Raw genomic sequence first — 18,596 nt, 5'->3', positions numbered from 1 at the left:
TCATTTGACTTTGCACCAAATAAACAAACAAGCCAAGAACAACATGGACTTATAATTACGAGCTAACTTTTCAAAACGAGTTGCAATACCACGAAAGTGCTTTAATAGGGCAAAGGCATTTTCAACAAATGAGAACAGTCCCTAATATTTAAATCATTTATTTAACCCGAATAATGGATAAAGCTATTTGATGAAAATCCTGAGCTTAGTGCAGCGAAGAACCGTACAGTTTGAACACTTTTAGTGAGCATTCTCCTTTAGCTCAAGGATAATGCTCACTAAAAGTACAAGTACATTGGTACCTGCTAAAAATGAAGTTTTTTTTGCTTCACGTGACAAATCAGCTTTGCATATTGATTAAATCGCTATACAGCAACATGTAATTATAAGAACTTATGATAAACAGCAATAATAAAGTGGTCACTCCCCGTCGCTCTTATCGCTTGGCACTCGAGATGACACATCTGATTTATTATTTCTCAAATCACTTTCAATACGACCATCCACCAGATTAATAGTTCGATCACAGGTTGCTGACAGGCGCGGATCATGGGTGACCAGCAGCACAGCACAATCGTGTTCGTAATGTACTTTACGAAATAGTTCAAACATTTCTGCAGCTGTCTTAGTATCAAGATTACCTGTAGGTTCATCCGCTAACAGTAACGCGGGTTGAGTGATCAGAGCCCGGGCAATCGCCACCCGCTGTTGCTGACCACCCGAGAGTTCATTGGGTTTACGGTCGGCAAACTTTTCCAAACCCACCGCAGCAAGCAATTCACGCGCTCGCTGTAGTGCAAGCTTATCGGGTTTGCCCTGAGTCAGCATCAACGGCATGAGCACGTTATTTAAGGCGGTAAAGGCCTGGATAAGGTAGTGAAACTGAAAAACAAACCCGATACTGTTGCCACGTAACGTAGTGCGTCCGGCATCATCCATACTACTCGTCGCATGACCCAGTAAATAAAGCTCACCGCTGCTGGGTTTATCCAGCAAGCCCAGAATATTCAACAAGGTACTTTTACCCGAACCAGACGGACCAATCAACGCAGCAAAATCCTTGCGCTCAATACACAGATCAATCCCATGTAATATTTCCACCTCATTGGGCTGACCAATATTATAAGATTTACGCAGTGCTTCCAGACGTAACACTTCCTGAGACTGATCAGACATGACGAATCGCCTCCACTGGATCGAGTGCGGCTGCCCGGCGCGATGGTACAGCTGCAGCCAGCACGCCAGTCAGTGTAGCAAGTAACACTGCCAGCATCACTAGCTCTGTAGACACAGGAATATAAAATAAACCTGGACCAAAAGTATTAAATACCCATACCAACACATAACTGGCAGCACTACCTAGAACCGAACCCAGCAAGCCAAATATTGCACCCTGAAATAAGAAAATTCGTAAGATTTGTGATTGGGTCGCACCTGTCGCACGCATAATGCCAATTTCCCGGGTTCGCTGCACCACACTGACCGACATGACGCTGGCGATCCCAAAGGCCACAGAAATCGCCACAAAGACAATAATCATGTTGGTCGACAGGCTTTGCGCTGTAATCGCATTCATAAGCTGGGCATTGGTTTCAATCCAGCTTTCGGCTTTTAATGAGGTCAAGCGTCCTATCTGTGCAGCAATGTTATCTGCCTCAAAAATATCTGCGATGGTCAGGTCAATCACCGTGACTCCCCCAGGCAAACTGAGTAGCGATTGTGCCTGTTTTAAGTCCAGATAGACGTAACGCGCATCTAGTTCGCGTACCCCCAGTTCAAATATCCCGGAGATATTGACCACGGCACTGTTCTCCTGACCGGTATCTAATCGTAACTTACTCCCGACTTGTACTCCCAGATCTTTGGCTAACTGGCTGCCAATCAGTACCTCGTCAGCACCCACTCGTAACTGACCACTCTGCAAATATTCTTTCAGGGGGATGATCTGTTGGTAACGTTCTAGATTGATACCGACCAATGCGACCGATTCGACTGCATCACCGCGTTGCACAAAGGCAGGTCCAGACACTACGGGTGAAACAGCAGTCAATATGGGTAACTGATCCAAGGTCTCGGTAATCTGCTGCCAGTTATTGATCGAGCGCAGCCGCTGTGCCCGTTTATCTTCCTGCAGCAACTGTACAGTACCGGCTGCAGGCCGCACAATCTGATTCACCTCATCCGGTGACAGCAAACGAATATGCGCCTGTGTTCCCAAAGTACGTTCGACAATATTCGACTGCAATCCTTGAATTAAAGCGCTAATAAACACAATTACCGCCACACCCACTGCGACGCCCACAGTGATCATGATGGACTGTGCACGGCCCTCGCGCAAAAAACTGATTGCGATCGTCCACTCGGTCCAAAGCCGCCCGAAAAAGTTTTTCAATCGAATTTCACCGGTAATTCATTTTTGCTGTCTGTGTCACCAGCTTGATTATTCAATGGTATTTTTTGCAGTTTTAAGCGTACCCGCGCTCCCTCTTTTAATGAGGATTCGGCATCGGCAAGTACATGATCACCCTGACTCAAACCTGAAACCACTTCCGACATGGCTAAGCCACGTAAACCTAAGGTAACTTGCTGATGCTGTATTTTTCCATCACGCACCAACAGCACTACTGCCTTATTTCCCTTTATACTGCTTAAAGCATCATTAGGGATGGTCAATGCTCGCTCACGTCTGTCAGTTTCGACATTGACCGAGACAGTCATGTCCTGACGTAGAAAGTCGGGTACTGGATCAACCGCTAACCGAACCTCTACCGTACCTCGCTGTGGATCAATACTCGGTGCAATAAAATTGATACGGGCAGGAAAAGATTGATCAGGGTACGAATCGGCAATCACTGCTGCATTTTGCTGCAAGGCAAGCCGTGATAAATTTCTTTCATCAAGCGGCACTCGAATTTCCGTATTGCCATTCAGTGCAATGGTAAATAATGTCCGACCGGGCTGTACCAGATCGCCCGGCTCCACATCGCGTGTCAGCACCGTACCTGCTACTCCAGCACGTATTTTTGTTTTGGCAAGCTGAGCTTGTGTCGCAGCAAGTTGCTCACGAAGCTTAGCTTCCTCGACTTGACCCGGTGCCAATGCTGTCGCCCTTAAACGTACCGCATCAAAGTTGTTGCGGGCCACTCTTTCAGTCTCAACAGCCTTCTCTATTTCTTCAGCCGACAGTATTCCTGCTTCTAAATTACGCCTACGTGCTGCTTCTCGGCTGGCCTGTTCTAGTTGTGCTTTAGCACTAGCTAATTCTGCTGCTGCCTGTGGACGCCTGCTGGTTGCCAGTTCGGTCAGTGCAACTTCAGCCTGCCTCGCCTGAGCAATTAGTTCATCCGATTTCAGAACCAATAACAGGTCACCTGGCGAAACCTGATCACCTTCCTGTACAAGCCGCTCAAGGACCACACCAGTAATTTCACTGCCAACCTGAGCGCGTGATACTGTCGCTACTCGCCCGGTTGCCACCACAGTTTGCACCAGAGGCGTCGACGCAATGGTATAAGCTGGCAATAGCGGTCCCTGCCACCATCGAAACAGGGCAAAACCCGCTGCAAGTATGAGCAGTATAATAATAACCACAGATTTATAGCGAACAACGCGCAAGAGCCTCTCCAGTTCAGTTTAAAAGCATCATACTGCAATTGGCAGAGCAGCTGTATTCCTATTCTTTTATACTTTGATAAAGACGTAAAATTTACTTATCAGTTTTGCAGAGCTTTGATTAAATCTAAATTTCAGCTCTGATTTTTTAATCTAAATCCAGCATATTCCTGGCTCAGGATAAAAGCCTTCCCTGAAGGATTATTTGATAGTACATAAGTTCATAAACTTTGAACACCAGTTTTAAATTGAAGCTGTTGTCTAAGTGATCTTAGACACATTCAGAAATAAGGTAATGTTTGAAAATATTACTGATTTAAAAATTAAATAGATCAGCATCGCCCTCTTATACCTGATTGAGGTTGAAATTTTTTAGAATACCCAGACAGAGAAAAGCACTCTTCAAATTAGAATAAAATAACCAATTTTCGGAGTGCAGTTCATGAGTCCTTTTTTATTCGGTTTTTTACATCACTTTAATTTGATAAACCGTAGTCGTACCGCTAACTTCATTACCAACTACGAGTAATGGCTTGCCATTTGGTGAGTCTTTAGCAGCAATAAAGACTAGGCCTTCAGGACCTAGATCTGATTTTTCGCGCATAATTTGAATCCCATCCTTATCTACAACAGGCTGACTAGCTGAGTTCAACAAAGGTTCTTGCTTGAAACTACGGTCATTAAAATATTGTACAAATTTAGGGGCTTTGGGATTACTGATGTCATACACCATAATTCCACCTACCCGCTCCAAACCAATAAAAGCAAAAGTTTTCTGACCAATCTTACCTAAAGTAACCCCTTCTGGTTCCGGTCCTTTGTTATCACTGCGGTTATCCATACCAATTTCTTCATGGTTGGAATTAAAGTTTTCAGGAAACAGTTCTGCTACCTTACGTTCAAATTCATTACCCGAATCCCAAATAATTGCTTTGGTTTTAGAATCAACAATACTAAATGAACGACCACCATATGCATAAAGCGCGTTGTACGTCATTAGTCCATTTTCATCAAGTACAGGCTGACCACTCGCATCTTTCTGATAGCCTTGCGTCCAGCTAATGGTTAAACGGCCCAGTTGAGAATCATCAATTAAGTTATTTACACACACTTCCTCGTTCGTACCCAGTTTACATTCACCAAAGATCGCTGGATTGAGTTTCGCACCTTTGACCCCGGGAGTAATCTGACGTAAATGTGCCGCATAATCACCGTTAGTACGGAAGCCTTTACTATTGAATAAATGTTTGACTCGAATCTCTTCTGCATACCCCGAACTTAAATCATTCGTGGTGAAATAAACGGCCTCATCCTTTAGCCATTCACGAGCATCACCTTCATTAGCAGTCACCAAATAAGTTTGACCATCTACCTGATATTGGGCAATCGCATCTGGCATATACATGCTTTTTAATCCTGGCCACGCTTTAATATTGATGCCGCTATCACGGTCACCCGCATCTAATGCATTCTCAGTAAGGCTATGGTCTTTATAACCCATTGGGAAAATATCCATGACTTGATCTTTACTCAAATCAATTTCAGCAATCGCATTGTTTTCTTGTAAACTTGCCCAAGCAGTTTTACCATCGGCACTCACTGTAATATATTCAGGCTCTAAATCCTGAGCAACAGTTGCAGCTGGTCCAAAAATACGAATACCTTTCTCAACCAGTTCGGCTTTACGGTCATTCCATGCGCTAAAACCAACTACTTTAGCTTTTGGATTTTTAATATCGCTGATATCAACAATGCTGATCGATCCTTCTGGATCAATGGCATAGCCTTCACTTGGCTCAGCCTCATTCGCGACCAGAATTTTTTTACCATCTGGCGTGAACGTCAGCATATCTGGTAAAGCACCCACTTCAACTTTACTGATAAAACTTGCATCTTTGGCATTAAAGAAAGCCACGATACCAGGATCCGTTTTCTGTTCTGCTTGAACTGCCAGTGCTACAATTCCATTATGTACTGCAACACTGTTCACTTCCGAGTTGGCTAAATGTTGTTTTGCATCTAGGGATTGTAAATAAACAGGTTGATTCGGATTAGTTAAATCCAATACATCGATCATGCCTTTTTGTGCATTCACTACAAACAAGCGCTTACTTGCCGCATCATAAGCTGGTATTTCCGCTGCGCTTGCACCGTATATCTGTGCATCATACGTACCCATTCGCTCCAACTGAATTGAATTAGGGGTTGCTTCTTGTTTAATCGGTGCATTACTGACGCTGTCATTATTGTCATCATTACATGCGACTATCCCCACTGAAAGCAAAGCGATCATTAATGTAGAAAGTTGTTTTTTCACTATTTTCTCATTGAATTTTATAAATTTACCCAACTTACATACTCAAGATGAATAATTTATGACCCGCTTATTTCAGTTTAGTTTAATTGTAAATATAAAAGGTTGAGTACCTTTAGGTAACAGATATAATAGAAATGCAAGGAAAAAATGTTTTCATAAAATACATATTCTCTAAATAGTACTTTTATTTTTTACGCTACATTATGCGGTACAAATCAATCAGATCATAAACTCTCCATATATATTTCAACCTAATAGAGTTACAGTTTGACTCCCGCAGGGGGACAAAAGAATGCTTATCTGCGCAAAGGGGCGAGCCAAGATGTATCGAGTTGTGGCTACAGCAAGTAGGCAGCTGCTGCGCCTGCCTTAAACCGGTCACCAAAAACACACCATGGCACAACCGCCATATTGTGAAGGTAAGTCATGGTGGGACGGACGGGCCACTAATCTTGATATCTACCACCAGCATTGCCCAAGGGATGTGCAATGTGCCAATGTCAACGATGTATAACCGGGTGCCCAATGGCGCATTAGCAGAGGCTTGAGCCGTGTGCTGGGAAACTCGCATGCACGGTTTTTAAGGGGTTAGACGTGGGTAACCGAGTCTGACTAGCCGACAACCAAATGCGTCCTAAGCCTCGGGGCGTAAGAACTGGCTGTTTGTTGGGTCACTTCGCAGTGGTCAATGTGCAGCCAACATGATCCTCATACAGTCAGCAAAACTGAATGGCCTGGATCCATATGCCTATTTAAGTGATGTGCTGAAAAGATGCCGACACAGAAAATCAGCCAGATTGAAGAATTGCGGCCACATCGCTGCAAACCCAATCCAAATTAAAAATAGGAACTCGGTTCACCGGACGCTTACGCAACATTAGCAAGGTGGCTCGCTTGTCAGAGTAAATCCTCGACACACCAGCCAAACTTGCTGTAAGTGTGATCATATAGCGAAATAAAATCGATAAACTCAAGCTAAATTTTAGTGTGTTTAATTTCAATTACATCAAACCTAACTCTTAAATTTCCACTGAGGTGTTAGTTTATTTTTTCCAAAATTATATTCTGATCAACCGTTAAATATAATTTCACATAAAATCTAAATAACGTTTAAAAGTCATAAATTGCCGTTAAATTCACACGATTATCAATACCTTTTTGATCATTAAAGGTTTTTCGCTCACCATACATATATTCGATGCCCAAATTAATAGGTTTAACAGGATTATAGAACATATTAATCCAACCCTCTTTTAACTCTTTGTTTTGAGTTGAATCCTTACCATTGCGTACTAAATCGGCAAAACTATTATTATCATTTGCTCTCATATAACCAAACCCTAAGGTAGAACGAATTTTAGGGGTAATCTTCTGTGTTAACCCTAAAGTGACCGTATCAAACTCATTGGGTTTCATCTTATCATTGGCATCGAAGACATAGGCATAATTAGACCAGAGTACATTTTTGGTATCACCTTTGATGTGATTATAATCAAAACGCACTAAAGTATTATCTGTAACCTGATATTTTCCGCCTAATGCAGCACCCCAGGCCAAGAAATCATCATTTCCTTCATGATTGGTGGCTTTTTGCGTTAAAAACACACGCCCTGAAAGTGCAGAACCATTTTCGAATTTATAGTTTAAACGCCCAACAGCAGATGGCAATTTCAGCTTAGCATTGGCATCTGTTTTAAAATCTTGCGTTCCCGATGTCGTTACAGTTTCAGCTTTAGAATCTTCTAAGCTAAATGCAAGATTCATATTTTTATCCACGGGATAGCTGTATTTCACTTGTGGAACCCGCGTTAAAGACCCTCCCACAGATAAAGAGGCATCAACAGTTTCAGGGAAATATTCAACTGCATTGAAGTTTGACCAAGTTTGACCAATTAACCACTCATCATAAGTTAAATATGCATGACGGATACGGAAGGAATCCCGTCCGGCCCCTCCAAAAAAATCCATTTCGACTTTACCACCAACGCTGTGATCACCAATTTTTGGCGTTTTAAAATTAAAACCGAATCGCGTTGCATTTAAGGTACTTTGAAATTTATCCGAATTATTGCCTTCATTTACACTGCCTTCTAAGGGTACAGCACTAATATAGTTATACATGGTGCTTGGCCCTTTGAACTGATAACTCGCATCGGCGCGCACATTTCCATACAATTCAAATTCAGCGCCCCCTTTTGTCACTAGCTGCTTCAGATCACTTTTGAGCACCGATTTTTCTGATGTATTTTCTTTTAATTTTGGCAGTTCGGCAGAAATTTTTTCACTGGCCTGCTTTTGCTGCTGCATTAAAGTCTGCAATTCCTGTACTTGCTGCTGCAGATGAGTGACTTGTTCTTCTAAAGTCATTGCGGCATAGCTTGAGGTCGCCAGCATTAAAATCGATAAACTAAGGGTTGTCTTCGCTAAAAATTTTACATTTTTTGTCATTCTAAAATTCCATTTTGAATAAGGACTTTTCCACATTCCTGTTTAAAATCGTCTTTTTTAATCAGCCTTTCTGTTGATAAATATCAGCAGCGATATTTATCAACGAAAGTTTTTCATTCATTCTTGAACCTAACGCTTTTTATACTTTTGCACTTTGCTGCAACAAGTCACGAAGCTTAAATTTTTGAATTTTGCCTGAAGGCGTCATTGGTATTTCATCCCAGACTTCCAAACGCTCTGGCAAATATTGATTGGCCAGATTATGCACTTTCAAGAAATCAACCAGATCCTTTAACCTAATTGAGTGAGCACCTTCTTTTAGCTTCACAATTGCACAGGCTTTTTCGCCCATTCGTTCGTCTGGATAAGGCACTAAAGCGACTGTGGCAATATCTGGATGTAAATAAATTAATGATTCCACTTCGGCAACTGGAATATTTTCACCGCCCCGAATAATCACATCTTTTTTACGACCCGCAATACGGATATAGCCATGCTCGTCCATATAGGCAATATCACCCGTATCAAACCAATCATCTTCACTGGTTTCATTCAAATGTGGCCGTTTCATATATCCACCAAAATTCGAACAACTACGAATCATGAGCGTGCCCGATTGATGCGGTGGTAATACCTCTCCGTGATCATCCACGATTTTAACTTCAACACCTGGAAGTGGAAGTCCGTCCGTATTAAATGAACGCTCGTCATCATCTTCAGGGCGAGTGGTCGTGACAGCGCCACACTCGGTCATTCCCCAAGCTGAAATTACTTTAACGCCCATATTTTGACGTGCTTTTTGAACCAGCGTACTTGGAATTGGCGCACCCGCACATAGGAATAATTTCAAGCTATCTAAAGATTGGTGGGTATCTAATACCGCTTCAGATAAATCATTTAAAAATGGTGTAGAGGCCATCGTAAATGTAACTTCATGCTTATGAATCAAATCGATGGCAGTATTTACATCCCAAACATCTTGTAACACCGCTTTTGCTTTTAACAGTACGGGCATAATTAAGCCGTACATAAAGCCGGTTTGGTGCGCCATTGGCGACCCCATAAAAATCACATCGTCTTTGCTTAAATGTAAACGCTTGGCATACGGTACAATATTGGAAAATAAGGTGTTCGCTGTATGCATTACCCCTTTAGGTTCGCCTGTAGTACCTGAGGTAAACACAAGTTGAGCAATATCGTCAGCAGTGATGGTGACATCATTCAGGGTATTTAAGATTTGTGGGTCATTATCTAGACCGTGATTTAATAATAATTTTTCAAAACTATTCTCACCCTCTCCACCCACTACAACGACGTGCTCTAGGCTTTCAATATTTTTCTGTAATTGATAGGCGAGTTTTTCATGGTCAAACTTACGAAAGACTTTAGGTACAATGAGCACCTTAGTTTCGGTATGTTTCAACATAAATGAAAGCTCACGCTCTCTAAAAATTGGCATTAACGGATTAAGTACAGCACCTATACGACGACAAGCGATATACAATAAAGTGAACTCCCACCAATTGGGTAATTGGCAAGATACGATATCTTGTTTTTGAACACCTAAACGCTTCAAACCTAATGAAATTTTATTAGCAGTATGGAGCATTTCCCGATAAGTAAAGCTTTTTTCAGATTGATCTTCTATTTTATAACTGACCAAAGCAACTTTATCCGGGTATTGATATACTGCTTCATTCAATGAATCAAGTATCGTTTTATTTAACCAATACCCTTCTTGTAACATTTTTTCCCTGCGTGGGGGTAAAAGAACCGCATCGAAATCCATTCCATAACTCCAATTTATAATTATCCAATTATTTTATTTCAAATCACAATATCGACATTGGCCACCAAATCTTAGGTAGAGCTTTGCTATATTGCTCAAATAAACATTTGAGCAATTAGAAATAGGACTTTACATAATTTAGTGGCTCTTATTAGGCTGGGACTGCTTTTCGGCCTGCTTTTTTACGTGCAATAATAGTTTTCATAATTTGTGCAGTACCATCACCAATCTGAAAGCCGAGCACATCGCGCATACGCTGTTCCATCACACCTCGATCATAACCGGCATGGCCAAAGGTCAGTAAGCATTGGTGAATCACATCATAAGCCAATTTTGGCCCCCACCATTTACACATTCCGGCTTCGGAGGTATGCGGGAGATGATTGTCTTTTAACCATAAGGTTTGCAGACACAATAATCGTGCTGCTTCCACTTGAGTTTCATACTCGGCCAATGGATGCGAAACCCCTTGAAAGGCGGTTAAGGGCTGACCAAAAGCTTCACGTTGTGCCGCATATTCCCAGGCTTCATCCAGGCTGACACGGGCAACCGCCAGAACCTGTAACCCAATTAGAGCACGTGAAAAGTCAAAGCCTTGCATGACTTGAACGAAACCCTTGTTTTCATCACCTAGACGATGATTGACCGGTACACGCACATTATCAAAGAAAATCGAACCGCGACCAATCGCACGCTGACCATGACAATCAAAACGTGTGGTCGTGATTCCTGGCAAATCCATCGGAACCAAGAGTGCCGTTACGCCATGTGCAGCATCTTCAATTGAACCAGTACGGCCAAACACCACCGAAGCATCGGCCTGATCGGCAGCGGAAATAGAAGTTTTTTCGCCATTAATGACATATTCATCGCCCTCACGTTCGATTTTTAAACGCAAGTTGGCAGCATCTGAACCACCACGTGGCTCGGTCAAAGCAATTGAAAAGATAGCTTCGCCCGCGGTCAGTTTTTTCAGCCATGGCTCAACCACTTCGGGGTGACCATGTTCAGCCAAGATCTGACCGTTTAAAGAGGCCAGCAAGTTAATATACGAAAAGCTTAAATCTGCTTTGGCCACTGCTTCATGAATAATCCCCGCAGCAAGACGCCCCATCCCTTGACCCCCGTACTGTTCAGGAAGTTCCGGTGCAATAAAGCCCATTTCACCCATTTTTTTAACCAGATCACGATCAAATACTCGACTCTGATCACGCTCTAAAAAACCGGGTGCAATAAATTTTTGGGCAAATTTTTCAGCAGTTTCAGCTAAGAATTCTAACTCTTCCGTGATATAAGGATTTTTACTCATGACATAGCTCCTTATTTGTAGTACTTACGGAATTCAGGTTGTCGTTTTTCTTTAAGCGCATTTACCCCTTCGCGTGATTCTTCTGTATCGTAATACAATTTCAGTGCATACATGCCCATCCCGGCAATACCTGCCTGATGCGCGGTATCCATATTGAAGCTACGTTTGGCAATCGCGATGGCAGTCGGACTACGCTGACAGATTTCTTCTGCCCAGGCCTGTACTTCCGCATCCAGTTGATCGGCCGGCACACATTTGTTGGCAAGCCCCATCTCAACTGCTTCCTGGCCAGTATAACGACGGCACATATACCAGATTTCACGGGCTTTTTTCTCGCCAACAACGCGAGCTAAATATGCTGTGCCATAACCTGGATCCACAGAACCCATTTTAGGACCCACTTGACCGAAAATAGCTTTATCTGAGCAAATGGTGAGGTCACAAATGGTGGCCAATACATTTCCGCCACCAATGGCATAACCTTGTACACGTGCAATCACGGGTTTGGGTACATCACGCATCGCAGTGTGTAATTCTTCCATCGGCAATCCAATGGTTCCGCGGCCGTCATAATTACCATCATGTGCAGATTGGTCACCACCAGTACAGAAAGCACGATCACCGGCACCCGTCAGTACAATCGCACCGACTTCACGGTCATAGCCTGCCTTGTTTAAGGCTTTGATTAATTCATCACAGGTGGTGCCACGAAAGGCATTCATTTTTTCTGGGCGATTGATGGTGATCCAAGCTACACCATTTTTTACTTCATATAAGATATCTTCAAAAATCATTTTTATTACTTCCTATATTTCTCTATCTGACTTTTATTTTTAATCACTGTGATCTGGTTTGCTTAACCGTTCATGGTTAAACCGCCGGAAACACTCAGCACTTGTCCGGTAATAAAGCTCGCGTCATCACTTAAGAAGAATGCGATTGAAGAAGCGAGGTCTTCTGGTTGACCTAAACGGCCAAGTGGAATCGCGCGTACAAAGGCTTCACGCAGTTTCTCTGGATTTGAAGCACCTTCAGTCACACCTGCAAGTAAAGCGGTATCGGTCGGTCCTGGACAAATCACATTAATTTTGATGTTGTTGCGAGAATGTTCACGGGCCAGTGTTTTAGAAAATGAAACCAGTCCGCCCTTACATGCCGCATAAACCGCTTCACCCGAAGAACCCACACGTGCAGCATCAGAGGCAATATTGACAATACTTCCAGAGTTACGCTCTACCATGCCTTTAAGTACAGCAAAATGCATGTTCAGCATACCCACCAAGTTGATCTGAATCAGTTTATCCCATTCTTGCGGATTGCTTTTTACGAAAGGTTTGAAAATATCCCAGCCAGCGTTATTGACTAAACCGTCTACAGGCCCAAATTCTGCTTCTATTTTCTGTACGGCCTGCTCCACGACATCGCTTTGGGTAATGTCACACTGCACGGCCAAAGCTTGACCATTCTGGTTATTAATCTCGGTAGCCAGTTTTTCTGCGGCTTCAATATTCATATCAAAGATCGCCACTTTGGCACCTTCTTCAGCCAGACGTCGACAGGTTGCAGAACCAATTCCACCTGCACCACCCGTCACGATAATGACCTTATCCTTCAACCCTTTCATCTCTGTCTCCCTACTCTATTTTTATCTAATTTTGGTTGGCTATTGTTCATTTAACGCCTGTAATCACTAAAATAGGATTATAATGTTTTTATGTCAATATATTTACATAAATTAATTTTATAAATTTATTTTATTCAATATTATCAACAATATAATATTTTAATAAATTAAATGCATTGACACACATTCACTTTTAACTTTAGATTTCACTTAAGTTGCGGGCTTATTACAGAACAAAGAAGTTTTCATGAAAAAGAACCTTTAATTTTTCATCTCGTCAGCCAGCCGCTGCCCGAATTTTTTTCATGAAAAGCCATCTGGAGTAAGTGGAGAGTAAAACTCTTGATCATGAGGTATTTTAAATTTAATTTTAAGTGGTTTGATGAGAGTGATATTCCAGGCATACAGAACAGATTGAGTCTGGATATAAGAATGGAATTAAATATTTAAACTTATGATTTTAAATATCAATTATAAAATCATCATATAAATTTTTTAAGGGTTATAGAAAAAAAGGAATTAGTTTTATGATCAATACCTATAAGGTATACTCTTTCTTATTTAAACGCTTTTCTCTTCAGGTTGGTCTTTATAATGAGTGATTCTCTACCAAGAAATTATGATCAATCCTTATACTCTGCCCACAATAGACTTTTTTTCAGGCTGTTTCAGGTCGGAAATACCTTAGACCGACAGTGCTCGAATGAATTAGGTATTTCTCCTGTACATTGGGCCGTACTGGGTGCTTTGTCTCGACCGCATGTGAAATCGGGAATGTCATTTTCAGATTTGACTGAATATCTTGGCGTCAGTCGTCAGAATTTAGATGCTGTTTTGAAACGACTGGAACGTGATAGCTTAGTACAACGTATCATTAATGAAAATGACAGACGTGCAAAAACTGTCGCACTTACTGCCGAAGGTATTAAGGTTTGGGATAAGTTACAAGTTGATTTTTTTAATTTTTATGGACAGGCTTTAAACAAGATTTCTTTTGATGATGTGGTGACCTTGATTCACCTGTTAAATAAAGTCAACGATGGACTAAAAAGTATTAAAATCGAGAATGAAACCTGAGATATGTAGTGCAAATTAAAAAATCGGCTATATCGTAATTTAACTTATATTTAAAAATGAGTCCTTTCCAGGGCTCATTTTTTTAGTTTATTGCTACAGTTTTATATGGTTTCTCGGGTCATATTGACGATCTTTATTGACATCCTCTCCCCCTTAAAAGAGGGAGATTTCTCCTGCGAGACGCTTATGCCCAAGCGCAAGTATGTTCTTAGCACTGTTCAAGTCCCTATCCAGGACACTTGAGCAATTTTCACATTCCCATACTCTTATTCGCAAATCTGTTCTACCTTTCGGACTGCTTGCGGTGATTTCACCACAGCACGAACAGATTTGGGTTGTGAATTTATCACTGACTTCTTCAAACAATACCCCTGCGTTCTCGCATTTGTACTTGAGCATTGTTTTGAGTGCTGAAAATCCAGTATCCAAAACAGACTTTGCCATGTTAGTTTTTACCAGTTTATTCGCACTTAGATCACCAACGACAATCAGTGCATTTTCCCGGACCAGTTCGGTACTGGCCTTATGCAAATGGTCTTTACGACTGTTTGCAATCTTGGCGTGTAATGCACGGACACGCTTTTTATTCTTTGCTCGTTGAGCAATCCCTAATTTCTGTTCATATTGACGGTAGAACTTGGGATTTGAAATAACGGTTCCATCCGAACAGGTAGCTACATCCTTTAAGCCAAGATCAATGCCAATGGCTTTGGTGGCGGTGGGTTTCTCAGTTTTAGGGCTATCCACCACAAGGCAGACATACCAACGGCCACGAGCATCCTCAACGAATGAGCCTGTTTTAACGCTGTATTGGCTTAATCCGTAGCTATCCCATAGCTTGAATTGATGCTTGCCGTATTGAACATATCCATCGGCATGTTTAACAGCTACCTTTTTGAAGGGTATCCATCCAAGTGATCTTCTTGCTGATTTCTTATTAGTAACACGCCATCTCAATTTTGATTTTTTGAACTGTTTTCTTCGGGTGACTAATTCTTCTGTCACAGCCTGAATGGTTTGGCTATGTAAATTACATTCTTTGGATGCGCCTTTGGTGTACCTGGCAACATCATAGGCTGATAGAAATTCACCCTTTCTTTTGAGGTGCTTAAAGCTTAAATCATTCACATAATTCCAGACAAAATTCACTTCGGATGCCAATTGGTCTAGCACCTTTGCGTGTCTGTCTTTTATGCGTAATTTAAGCGTTTTCATAGGCTTATATTAGCTCATATTAAATTAGGAGTATTGATCATTTAAAAGTTAAACGACATTTCATGTCGTGTCGCTTATATCTCTGACCTGAAGGACAGAGTTTTACGCTCCATTTGATAAAAATTTACGATCCAGCCCGTCTAAGAAATATGTGGCAACCCGAATCAAGAGAGCTAAAGCAATGGCACACGTGCCACTTTAAAGAAAATTACATTAAATCAATTTCTTGCAAACAATATAACAACCTTTCAATCTGCAAGAAAACAAATCATCCATATTTCAAGGGAAAGCTGGTTTAGCTATGCTAAACCAGCATACTTGCATGCTAAAAACTTTGAATCAGTGAATGACACCAATCCAAACATGGTTTATTTTTAGCAAATTAATTACAGAATGCAGCAATACCTGTTTGTGCACGACCCAGAATCAAGGCATGCACATCATGGGTACCTTCATAGGTGTTCACCACTTCCAGATTGACCAGATGACGCGCCACACCAAACTCATCACTGATGCCGTTTCCACCGAGCATGTCACGTGCCAAACGTGCAATATCCAGGGCTTTACCACAGTTATTACGCTTGATCAGTGAAGTGCCTTCAACCGAAGCGATGCCTTCATCTTTCATGCGGCCGAAACGGAGTGCGACTTGCAACCCCAAGGCAATTTCGGTTTGCATGTCTGCCAGTTTCTTTTGAATCAGCTGGTTTGCTGCCAACGGACGACCAAACTGCTTGCGGTCCATGGTGTATTGATGGGCGGTATGCCAGCAGAATTCTGCGGCGCCCATGGCACCCCAGGCAATACCATAACGTGCGCTGTTGAGACAGGTAAATGGACCACGCAAGCCGCGAATTTCCGGGAAGGCATTTTCTTCAGGAACGAAGACATTATCCATCACGATTTCACCGGTAATTGAGGCACGCAAACCGACCTTGCCGTGGATCGCTGGTGCAGATAGCCCTTCCCAGCCTTTTTCCAGAATAAAGCCACGGATCTCGCCGACATTGCCTTCTTTCGATACTTCTTTGGCCCACACCACAAACACATCGGCAATTGGACTGTTAGTAATCCACATTTTCGCACCAGATATGCGATAACCACCGTCCACCTTTTTAGCACGAGTAATCATGCTGCCTGGATCAGAACCATGATCCGGCTCAGTCAAGCCGAAGCAGCCGATGTATTCACCTGTGGCCAGTTTAGGCAAGTATTTCTGTTTCTGTTCTTCAGAGCCAAATTCATTAATCGGCACCATCACCAGCGAGCTTTGTACACTGGCCATGGAACGATAACCTGAATCGACATATTCAATTTCACGTGCCACCAGGCCATAGCTGACATAGTTCAACCCTGCGCCACCGTATTGTTCAGGAATGGTTGGGCCAAGCAGACCTAGCTCGCCCATCTCGCGGAAAATTGAAGCATCGGTCTGTTCATGACGGAACTGCTCGAGTACGCGAGGCAACAATTTTCCCTGACAATAGGCATGTGCAGAATCGCGAATCATGCGCTCTTCTTCTGTCAGTTGCTGTTCGATTAAAAACGGGTCTTGCCAGTTAAATTTAGTTTTTGAAGTCATGTTTTATATTCCAAAAATTTAGATCGTGTATTTATGCTGTGGCTTGTTTAATCATTTCACGGGCAATAATAATCTGCTGAATTTGAGTGGTGCCTTCATATAAACGGAACAGACGCACATCGCGGTAAAAACGCTCAATCGAATACTCACTGATATAGCCCGCACCGCCATGGATTTGTAAACAGCGATCTGCAACACGGCCACACATTTCAGTGGCAAACATTTTTGCGCAAGAGGCTTCCGTCGTCACATTTTGGCCTGCATCACGTAAACGTGCAGCATCCATGACCATACATTTTGCGGCATAGATTTCTGCTTTAGAATCAGCCAACATCCCTTGAATGAGCTGGAAGTTTGCAATCGCCTGACCAAACTGTTTACGCTCAACGGCATAATTCAGTGCATCTTCCAGCATGCGTTCGGCCATACCTACACTGTATCCAGCAATATGCAAACGGCCTTTATCGAGCACGCGCATAGCGGTTTTGAAGCCAATTCCTTCTTGTCCGCCAATCAACTGATCCTGATGTACGCGGCAATGATCAAAAATCACGTCACAGGTATAAGAACCATGCTGCCCCATTTTTTTATCAATTTTGCCTAGACTTAAACCCGGGGTACCGGCTTCAACTAAAAATGCAGAAATGCCACTGGCGCCTTTAATCTCTGGATTGGTGCGTGCCATGACAGTAAAAGTCGTCGCACGTGGCGCATTGGTAATAAAGCGCTTGGTTCCGTTTAAAATATAATGATCGCCATCTTTGGTGGCCGTGGTTTTTAATGAGGCTGCATCTGAGCCTGAATCTGGTTCGGTTAAACAGAAGGATCCAATATATTCACCGCTGGCATAACGAGGCAAATATTTTTGTTTTTGTTCTTCTGTTCCGTCAATCAGGATACCACTGGAACCAATGCCGTTATTGGTCCCAATCAAAGAGCGGAAAGCGGCTGAGGTTTTACCCAATTCCAGTGCCACTAGAATTTCTTCTTCCATGGTAATGCCCAAACCACCATATTCTTCCGGAATGGTGAGGCCAAATAAACCCAGCTCTTTCATCTGATTCACGATATGTTCAGGAATGGCATTGCTTTCTTCAACTTCGTGTTCTAGCGGCACCAGCTCATTTTTTACAAAATTTCGAATCGTTTCTAAAAGCTGTTCAAGCATTTCTGGATCACGAATCATATTGATCTCCGTTTACTGTGTTACGGTAAATTCCTTTACCATTATTTTTGTTTCGTATTACGAAATAAATATTTTGAATACAATGTCTTAGATCATATATTTGAAACGAGTTCTGGAACTACAGTGTTCAAGTCACCCACTAACCAGTAGTCAGCAACCGCGTTGATTGGCGCTTCTTCATCCTTGTTGATCGCAACGATCACTTTAGAATCTTTCATCCCCGCCAAATGCTGAATCGCACCAGAAATACCGACAGCGATGTACAGGTCAGGCGCAACGATCTTACCTGTTTGACCGACTTGCATGTCGTTAGGAACGAAGCCAGCATCCACTGCAGCACGTGAAGCACCTTGAGCAGCGCCCAGCTTGTCCGCCAACGGATCAAGGATTGTGTGGTAGTTTTCACCTGAACCCACACCGCGACCACCAGAAACCAC

The 18,596-nt window shown here is 42.4% G+C and carries 14 protein-coding genes and 3 pseudogenes; 3 read left to right on the top strand and 14 right to left on the bottom strand.

Annotated features, from left to right (window positions below; translation table 11 throughout):
• From HLH14_RS13505 to HLH14_RS13485, 5 genes and pseudogenes are all read right to left on the bottom strand, one after another.
• A pseudogene (locus HLH14_RS13505) lies at nucleotides 1–126 on the bottom strand (IS5/IS1182 family transposase); the annotation flags it as partial.
• A gap of 294 nt (nucleotides 127–420) precedes the next feature.
• Nucleotides 421–1,176 (bottom strand): ABC transporter ATP-binding protein, encoded by a 756-nt coding sequence (locus tag HLH14_RS13500; RefSeq protein WP_067723160.1) that lies wholly within the window; start codon nucleotides 1,174–1,176, stop codon nucleotides 421–423.
• A complete protein-coding gene (locus HLH14_RS13495; RefSeq protein WP_131271672.1) occupies nucleotides 1,169–2,392 on the bottom strand; it encodes an ABC transporter permease in 1,224 nt (407 codons plus the stop codon). The genes HLH14_RS13500 and HLH14_RS13495 overlap by 8 nt, the downstream gene beginning before the upstream one ends.
• Nucleotides 2,389–3,615 carry an efflux RND transporter periplasmic adaptor subunit gene (locus HLH14_RS13490; RefSeq protein WP_171533254.1) on the bottom strand — a complete coding sequence of 409 codons (1,227 nt, stop codon included), beginning with the start codon at nucleotides 3,613–3,615 and terminating at the stop codon, nucleotides 2,389–2,391. Before HLH14_RS13490 ends, HLH14_RS13495 begins: the two co-directional genes overlap by 4 nt.
• 463 nt (nucleotides 3,616–4,078) lie before the next feature.
• The gene (locus HLH14_RS13485; RefSeq protein ID WP_171533253.1) at nucleotides 4,079–5,929 is read right to left on the bottom strand and encodes a choice-of-anchor I family protein; all 1,851 of its coding nucleotides are present in this window, start codon (nucleotides 5,927–5,929) and stop codon (nucleotides 4,079–4,081) included.
• Nucleotides 5,930–6,547: 618 nt separating this feature from the next.
• On the opposite strand from HLH14_RS13485, the pseudogene HLH14_RS13480 reads away from it, so the two are divergent.
• Both HLH14_RS13480 and HLH14_RS16330 read left to right on the top strand, forming a co-directional pair.
• Nucleotides 6,548–6,770 (top strand): annotated as a pseudogene (locus HLH14_RS13480) (transposase domain-containing protein); the annotation flags it as partial.
• 46 nt (nucleotides 6,771–6,816) lie between these two features.
• Nucleotides 6,817–6,888: pseudogene (locus tag HLH14_RS16330) on the top strand (hypothetical protein); the annotation flags it as partial.
• 151 nt (nucleotides 6,889–7,039) lie between these two features.
• Here the strand turns inward: HLH14_RS16330 and HLH14_RS13475 are convergent.
• The 5 genes from HLH14_RS13475 to HLH14_RS13455 form a co-directional block, all read right to left on the bottom strand.
• Complete coding sequence (locus HLH14_RS13475) at nucleotides 7,040–8,377, bottom strand: DcaP family trimeric outer membrane transporter (protein WP_086194088.1); 1,338 nt, start codon at nucleotides 8,375–8,377, stop codon at nucleotides 7,040–7,042.
• Nucleotides 8,378–8,516: 139 nt separating this feature from the next.
• Nucleotides 8,517–10,166 (bottom strand): cyclohexanecarboxylate-CoA ligase, encoded by a 1,650-nt coding sequence (aliA, locus tag HLH14_RS13470; protein WP_171533252.1) that lies wholly within the window; start codon nucleotides 10,164–10,166, stop codon nucleotides 8,517–8,519.
• 151 nt (nucleotides 10,167–10,317) lie between these two features.
• On the bottom strand, nucleotides 10,318–11,475 hold the full coding sequence (gene aliB / locus HLH14_RS13465; RefSeq protein WP_067723166.1) for a cyclohexanecarboxyl-CoA dehydrogenase: 1,158 nt from the start codon (nucleotides 11,473–11,475) through the stop codon (nucleotides 10,318–10,320).
• 11 nt (nucleotides 11,476–11,486) lie between these two features.
• Entirely contained in the window at nucleotides 11,487–12,269 is a 783-nt protein-coding gene (badI, locus tag HLH14_RS13460; RefSeq protein ID WP_067723168.1) for a 2-ketocyclohexanecarboxyl-CoA hydrolase, read from the bottom strand.
• Between the two features lie 62 nt (nucleotides 12,270–12,331).
• Complete coding sequence (locus HLH14_RS13455) at nucleotides 12,332–13,099, bottom strand: glucose 1-dehydrogenase (protein ID WP_067723170.1); 768 nt, start codon at nucleotides 13,097–13,099, stop codon at nucleotides 12,332–12,334.
• Nucleotides 13,100–13,693: 594 nt separating this feature from the next.
• On the opposite strand from HLH14_RS13455, the gene HLH14_RS13450 reads away from it, so the two are divergent.
• Nucleotides 13,694–14,176: a MarR family winged helix-turn-helix transcriptional regulator gene (locus HLH14_RS13450; RefSeq protein ID WP_067723172.1), complete on the top strand. Its 483-nt coding sequence runs from the start codon at nucleotides 13,694–13,696 to the stop codon at nucleotides 14,174–14,176.
• 153 nt (nucleotides 14,177–14,329) lie between these two features.
• On the opposite strand, the gene HLH14_RS13445 is transcribed toward HLH14_RS13450, so the two are convergent.
• The 4 genes from HLH14_RS13445 to HLH14_RS13430 all read right to left on the bottom strand — a co-directional run.
• Complete coding sequence (locus HLH14_RS13445) at nucleotides 14,330–15,391, bottom strand: RNA-guided endonuclease InsQ/TnpB family protein (protein WP_171533251.1); 1,062 nt, start codon at nucleotides 15,389–15,391, stop codon at nucleotides 14,330–14,332.
• A gap of 382 nt (nucleotides 15,392–15,773) precedes the next feature.
• Complete coding sequence (locus HLH14_RS13440) at nucleotides 15,774–16,973, bottom strand: acyl-CoA dehydrogenase (RefSeq protein WP_067723176.1); 1,200 nt, start codon at nucleotides 16,971–16,973, stop codon at nucleotides 15,774–15,776.
• A 31-nt stretch (nucleotides 16,974–17,004) separates the two neighbouring features.
• Nucleotides 17,005–18,159, bottom strand: a complete 1,155-nt coding sequence (locus tag HLH14_RS13435; RefSeq protein WP_067723177.1) for an acyl-CoA dehydrogenase family protein — start codon at nucleotides 18,157–18,159, stop codon at nucleotides 17,005–17,007.
• A 92-nt stretch (nucleotides 18,160–18,251) separates the two neighbouring features.
• A partial coding sequence (locus HLH14_RS13430) for an FAD-binding protein (RefSeq protein ID WP_214645763.1) occupies nucleotides 18,252–18,596 on the bottom strand: 345 nt, incomplete at its 5' end.

Source organism: Acinetobacter terrae, from assembly GCF_013004375.1.
In the GTDB taxonomy this organism is placed as follows: Bacteria; Pseudomonadota; Gammaproteobacteria; order Pseudomonadales; family Moraxellaceae; genus Acinetobacter; species Acinetobacter terrae.
The sequence above is the reverse complement of the archived record's forward strand: the minus strand, read 5'-3'. Positions and strand labels throughout refer to the sequence as shown.

What these genes read in the sequence shown, in the direction of transcription:
- aliB (WP_067723166.1), bottom strand. Translation starts at nt 11,475, where the DNA reads ATGAGTAAAAATCCTTATATCACGGAAGAGTTAGAATTCTTAGCTGAA.
- HLH14_RS13475 (WP_086194088.1), bottom strand. Translation starts at nt 8,377, where the DNA reads ATGACAAAAAATGTAAAATTTTTAGCGAAGACAACCCTTAGTTTATCG.
- badI (WP_067723168.1), bottom strand. Translation starts at nt 12,269, where the DNA reads ATGATTTTTGAAGATATCTTATATGAAGTAAAAAATGGTGTAGCTTGG.
- aliA (WP_171533252.1), bottom strand. Translation starts at nt 10,166, where the DNA reads ATGGATTTCGATGCGGTTCTTTTACCCCCACGCAGGGAAAAAATGTTA.
- HLH14_RS13435 (WP_067723177.1), bottom strand. Translation starts at nt 18,159, where the DNA reads ATGATTCGTGATCCAGAAATGCTTGAACAGCTTTTAGAAACGATTCGA.
- HLH14_RS13450 (WP_067723172.1), top strand. Translation starts at nt 13,694, where the DNA reads ATGAGTGATTCTCTACCAAGAAATTATGATCAATCCTTATACTCTGCC.
- HLH14_RS13440 (WP_067723176.1), bottom strand. Translation starts at nt 16,973, where the DNA reads ATGACTTCAAAAACTAAATTTAACTGGCAAGACCCGTTTTTAATCGAA.
- HLH14_RS13500 (WP_067723160.1), bottom strand. Translation starts at nt 1,176, where the DNA reads ATGTCTGATCAGTCTCAGGAAGTGTTACGTCTGGAAGCACTGCGTAAA.
- HLH14_RS13445 (WP_171533251.1), bottom strand. Translation starts at nt 15,391, where the DNA reads ATGAAAACGCTTAAATTACGCATAAAAGACAGACACGCAAAGGTGCTA.
- HLH14_RS13455 (WP_067723170.1), bottom strand. Translation starts at nt 13,099, where the DNA reads ATGAAAGGGTTGAAGGATAAGGTCATTATCGTGACGGGTGGTGCAGGT.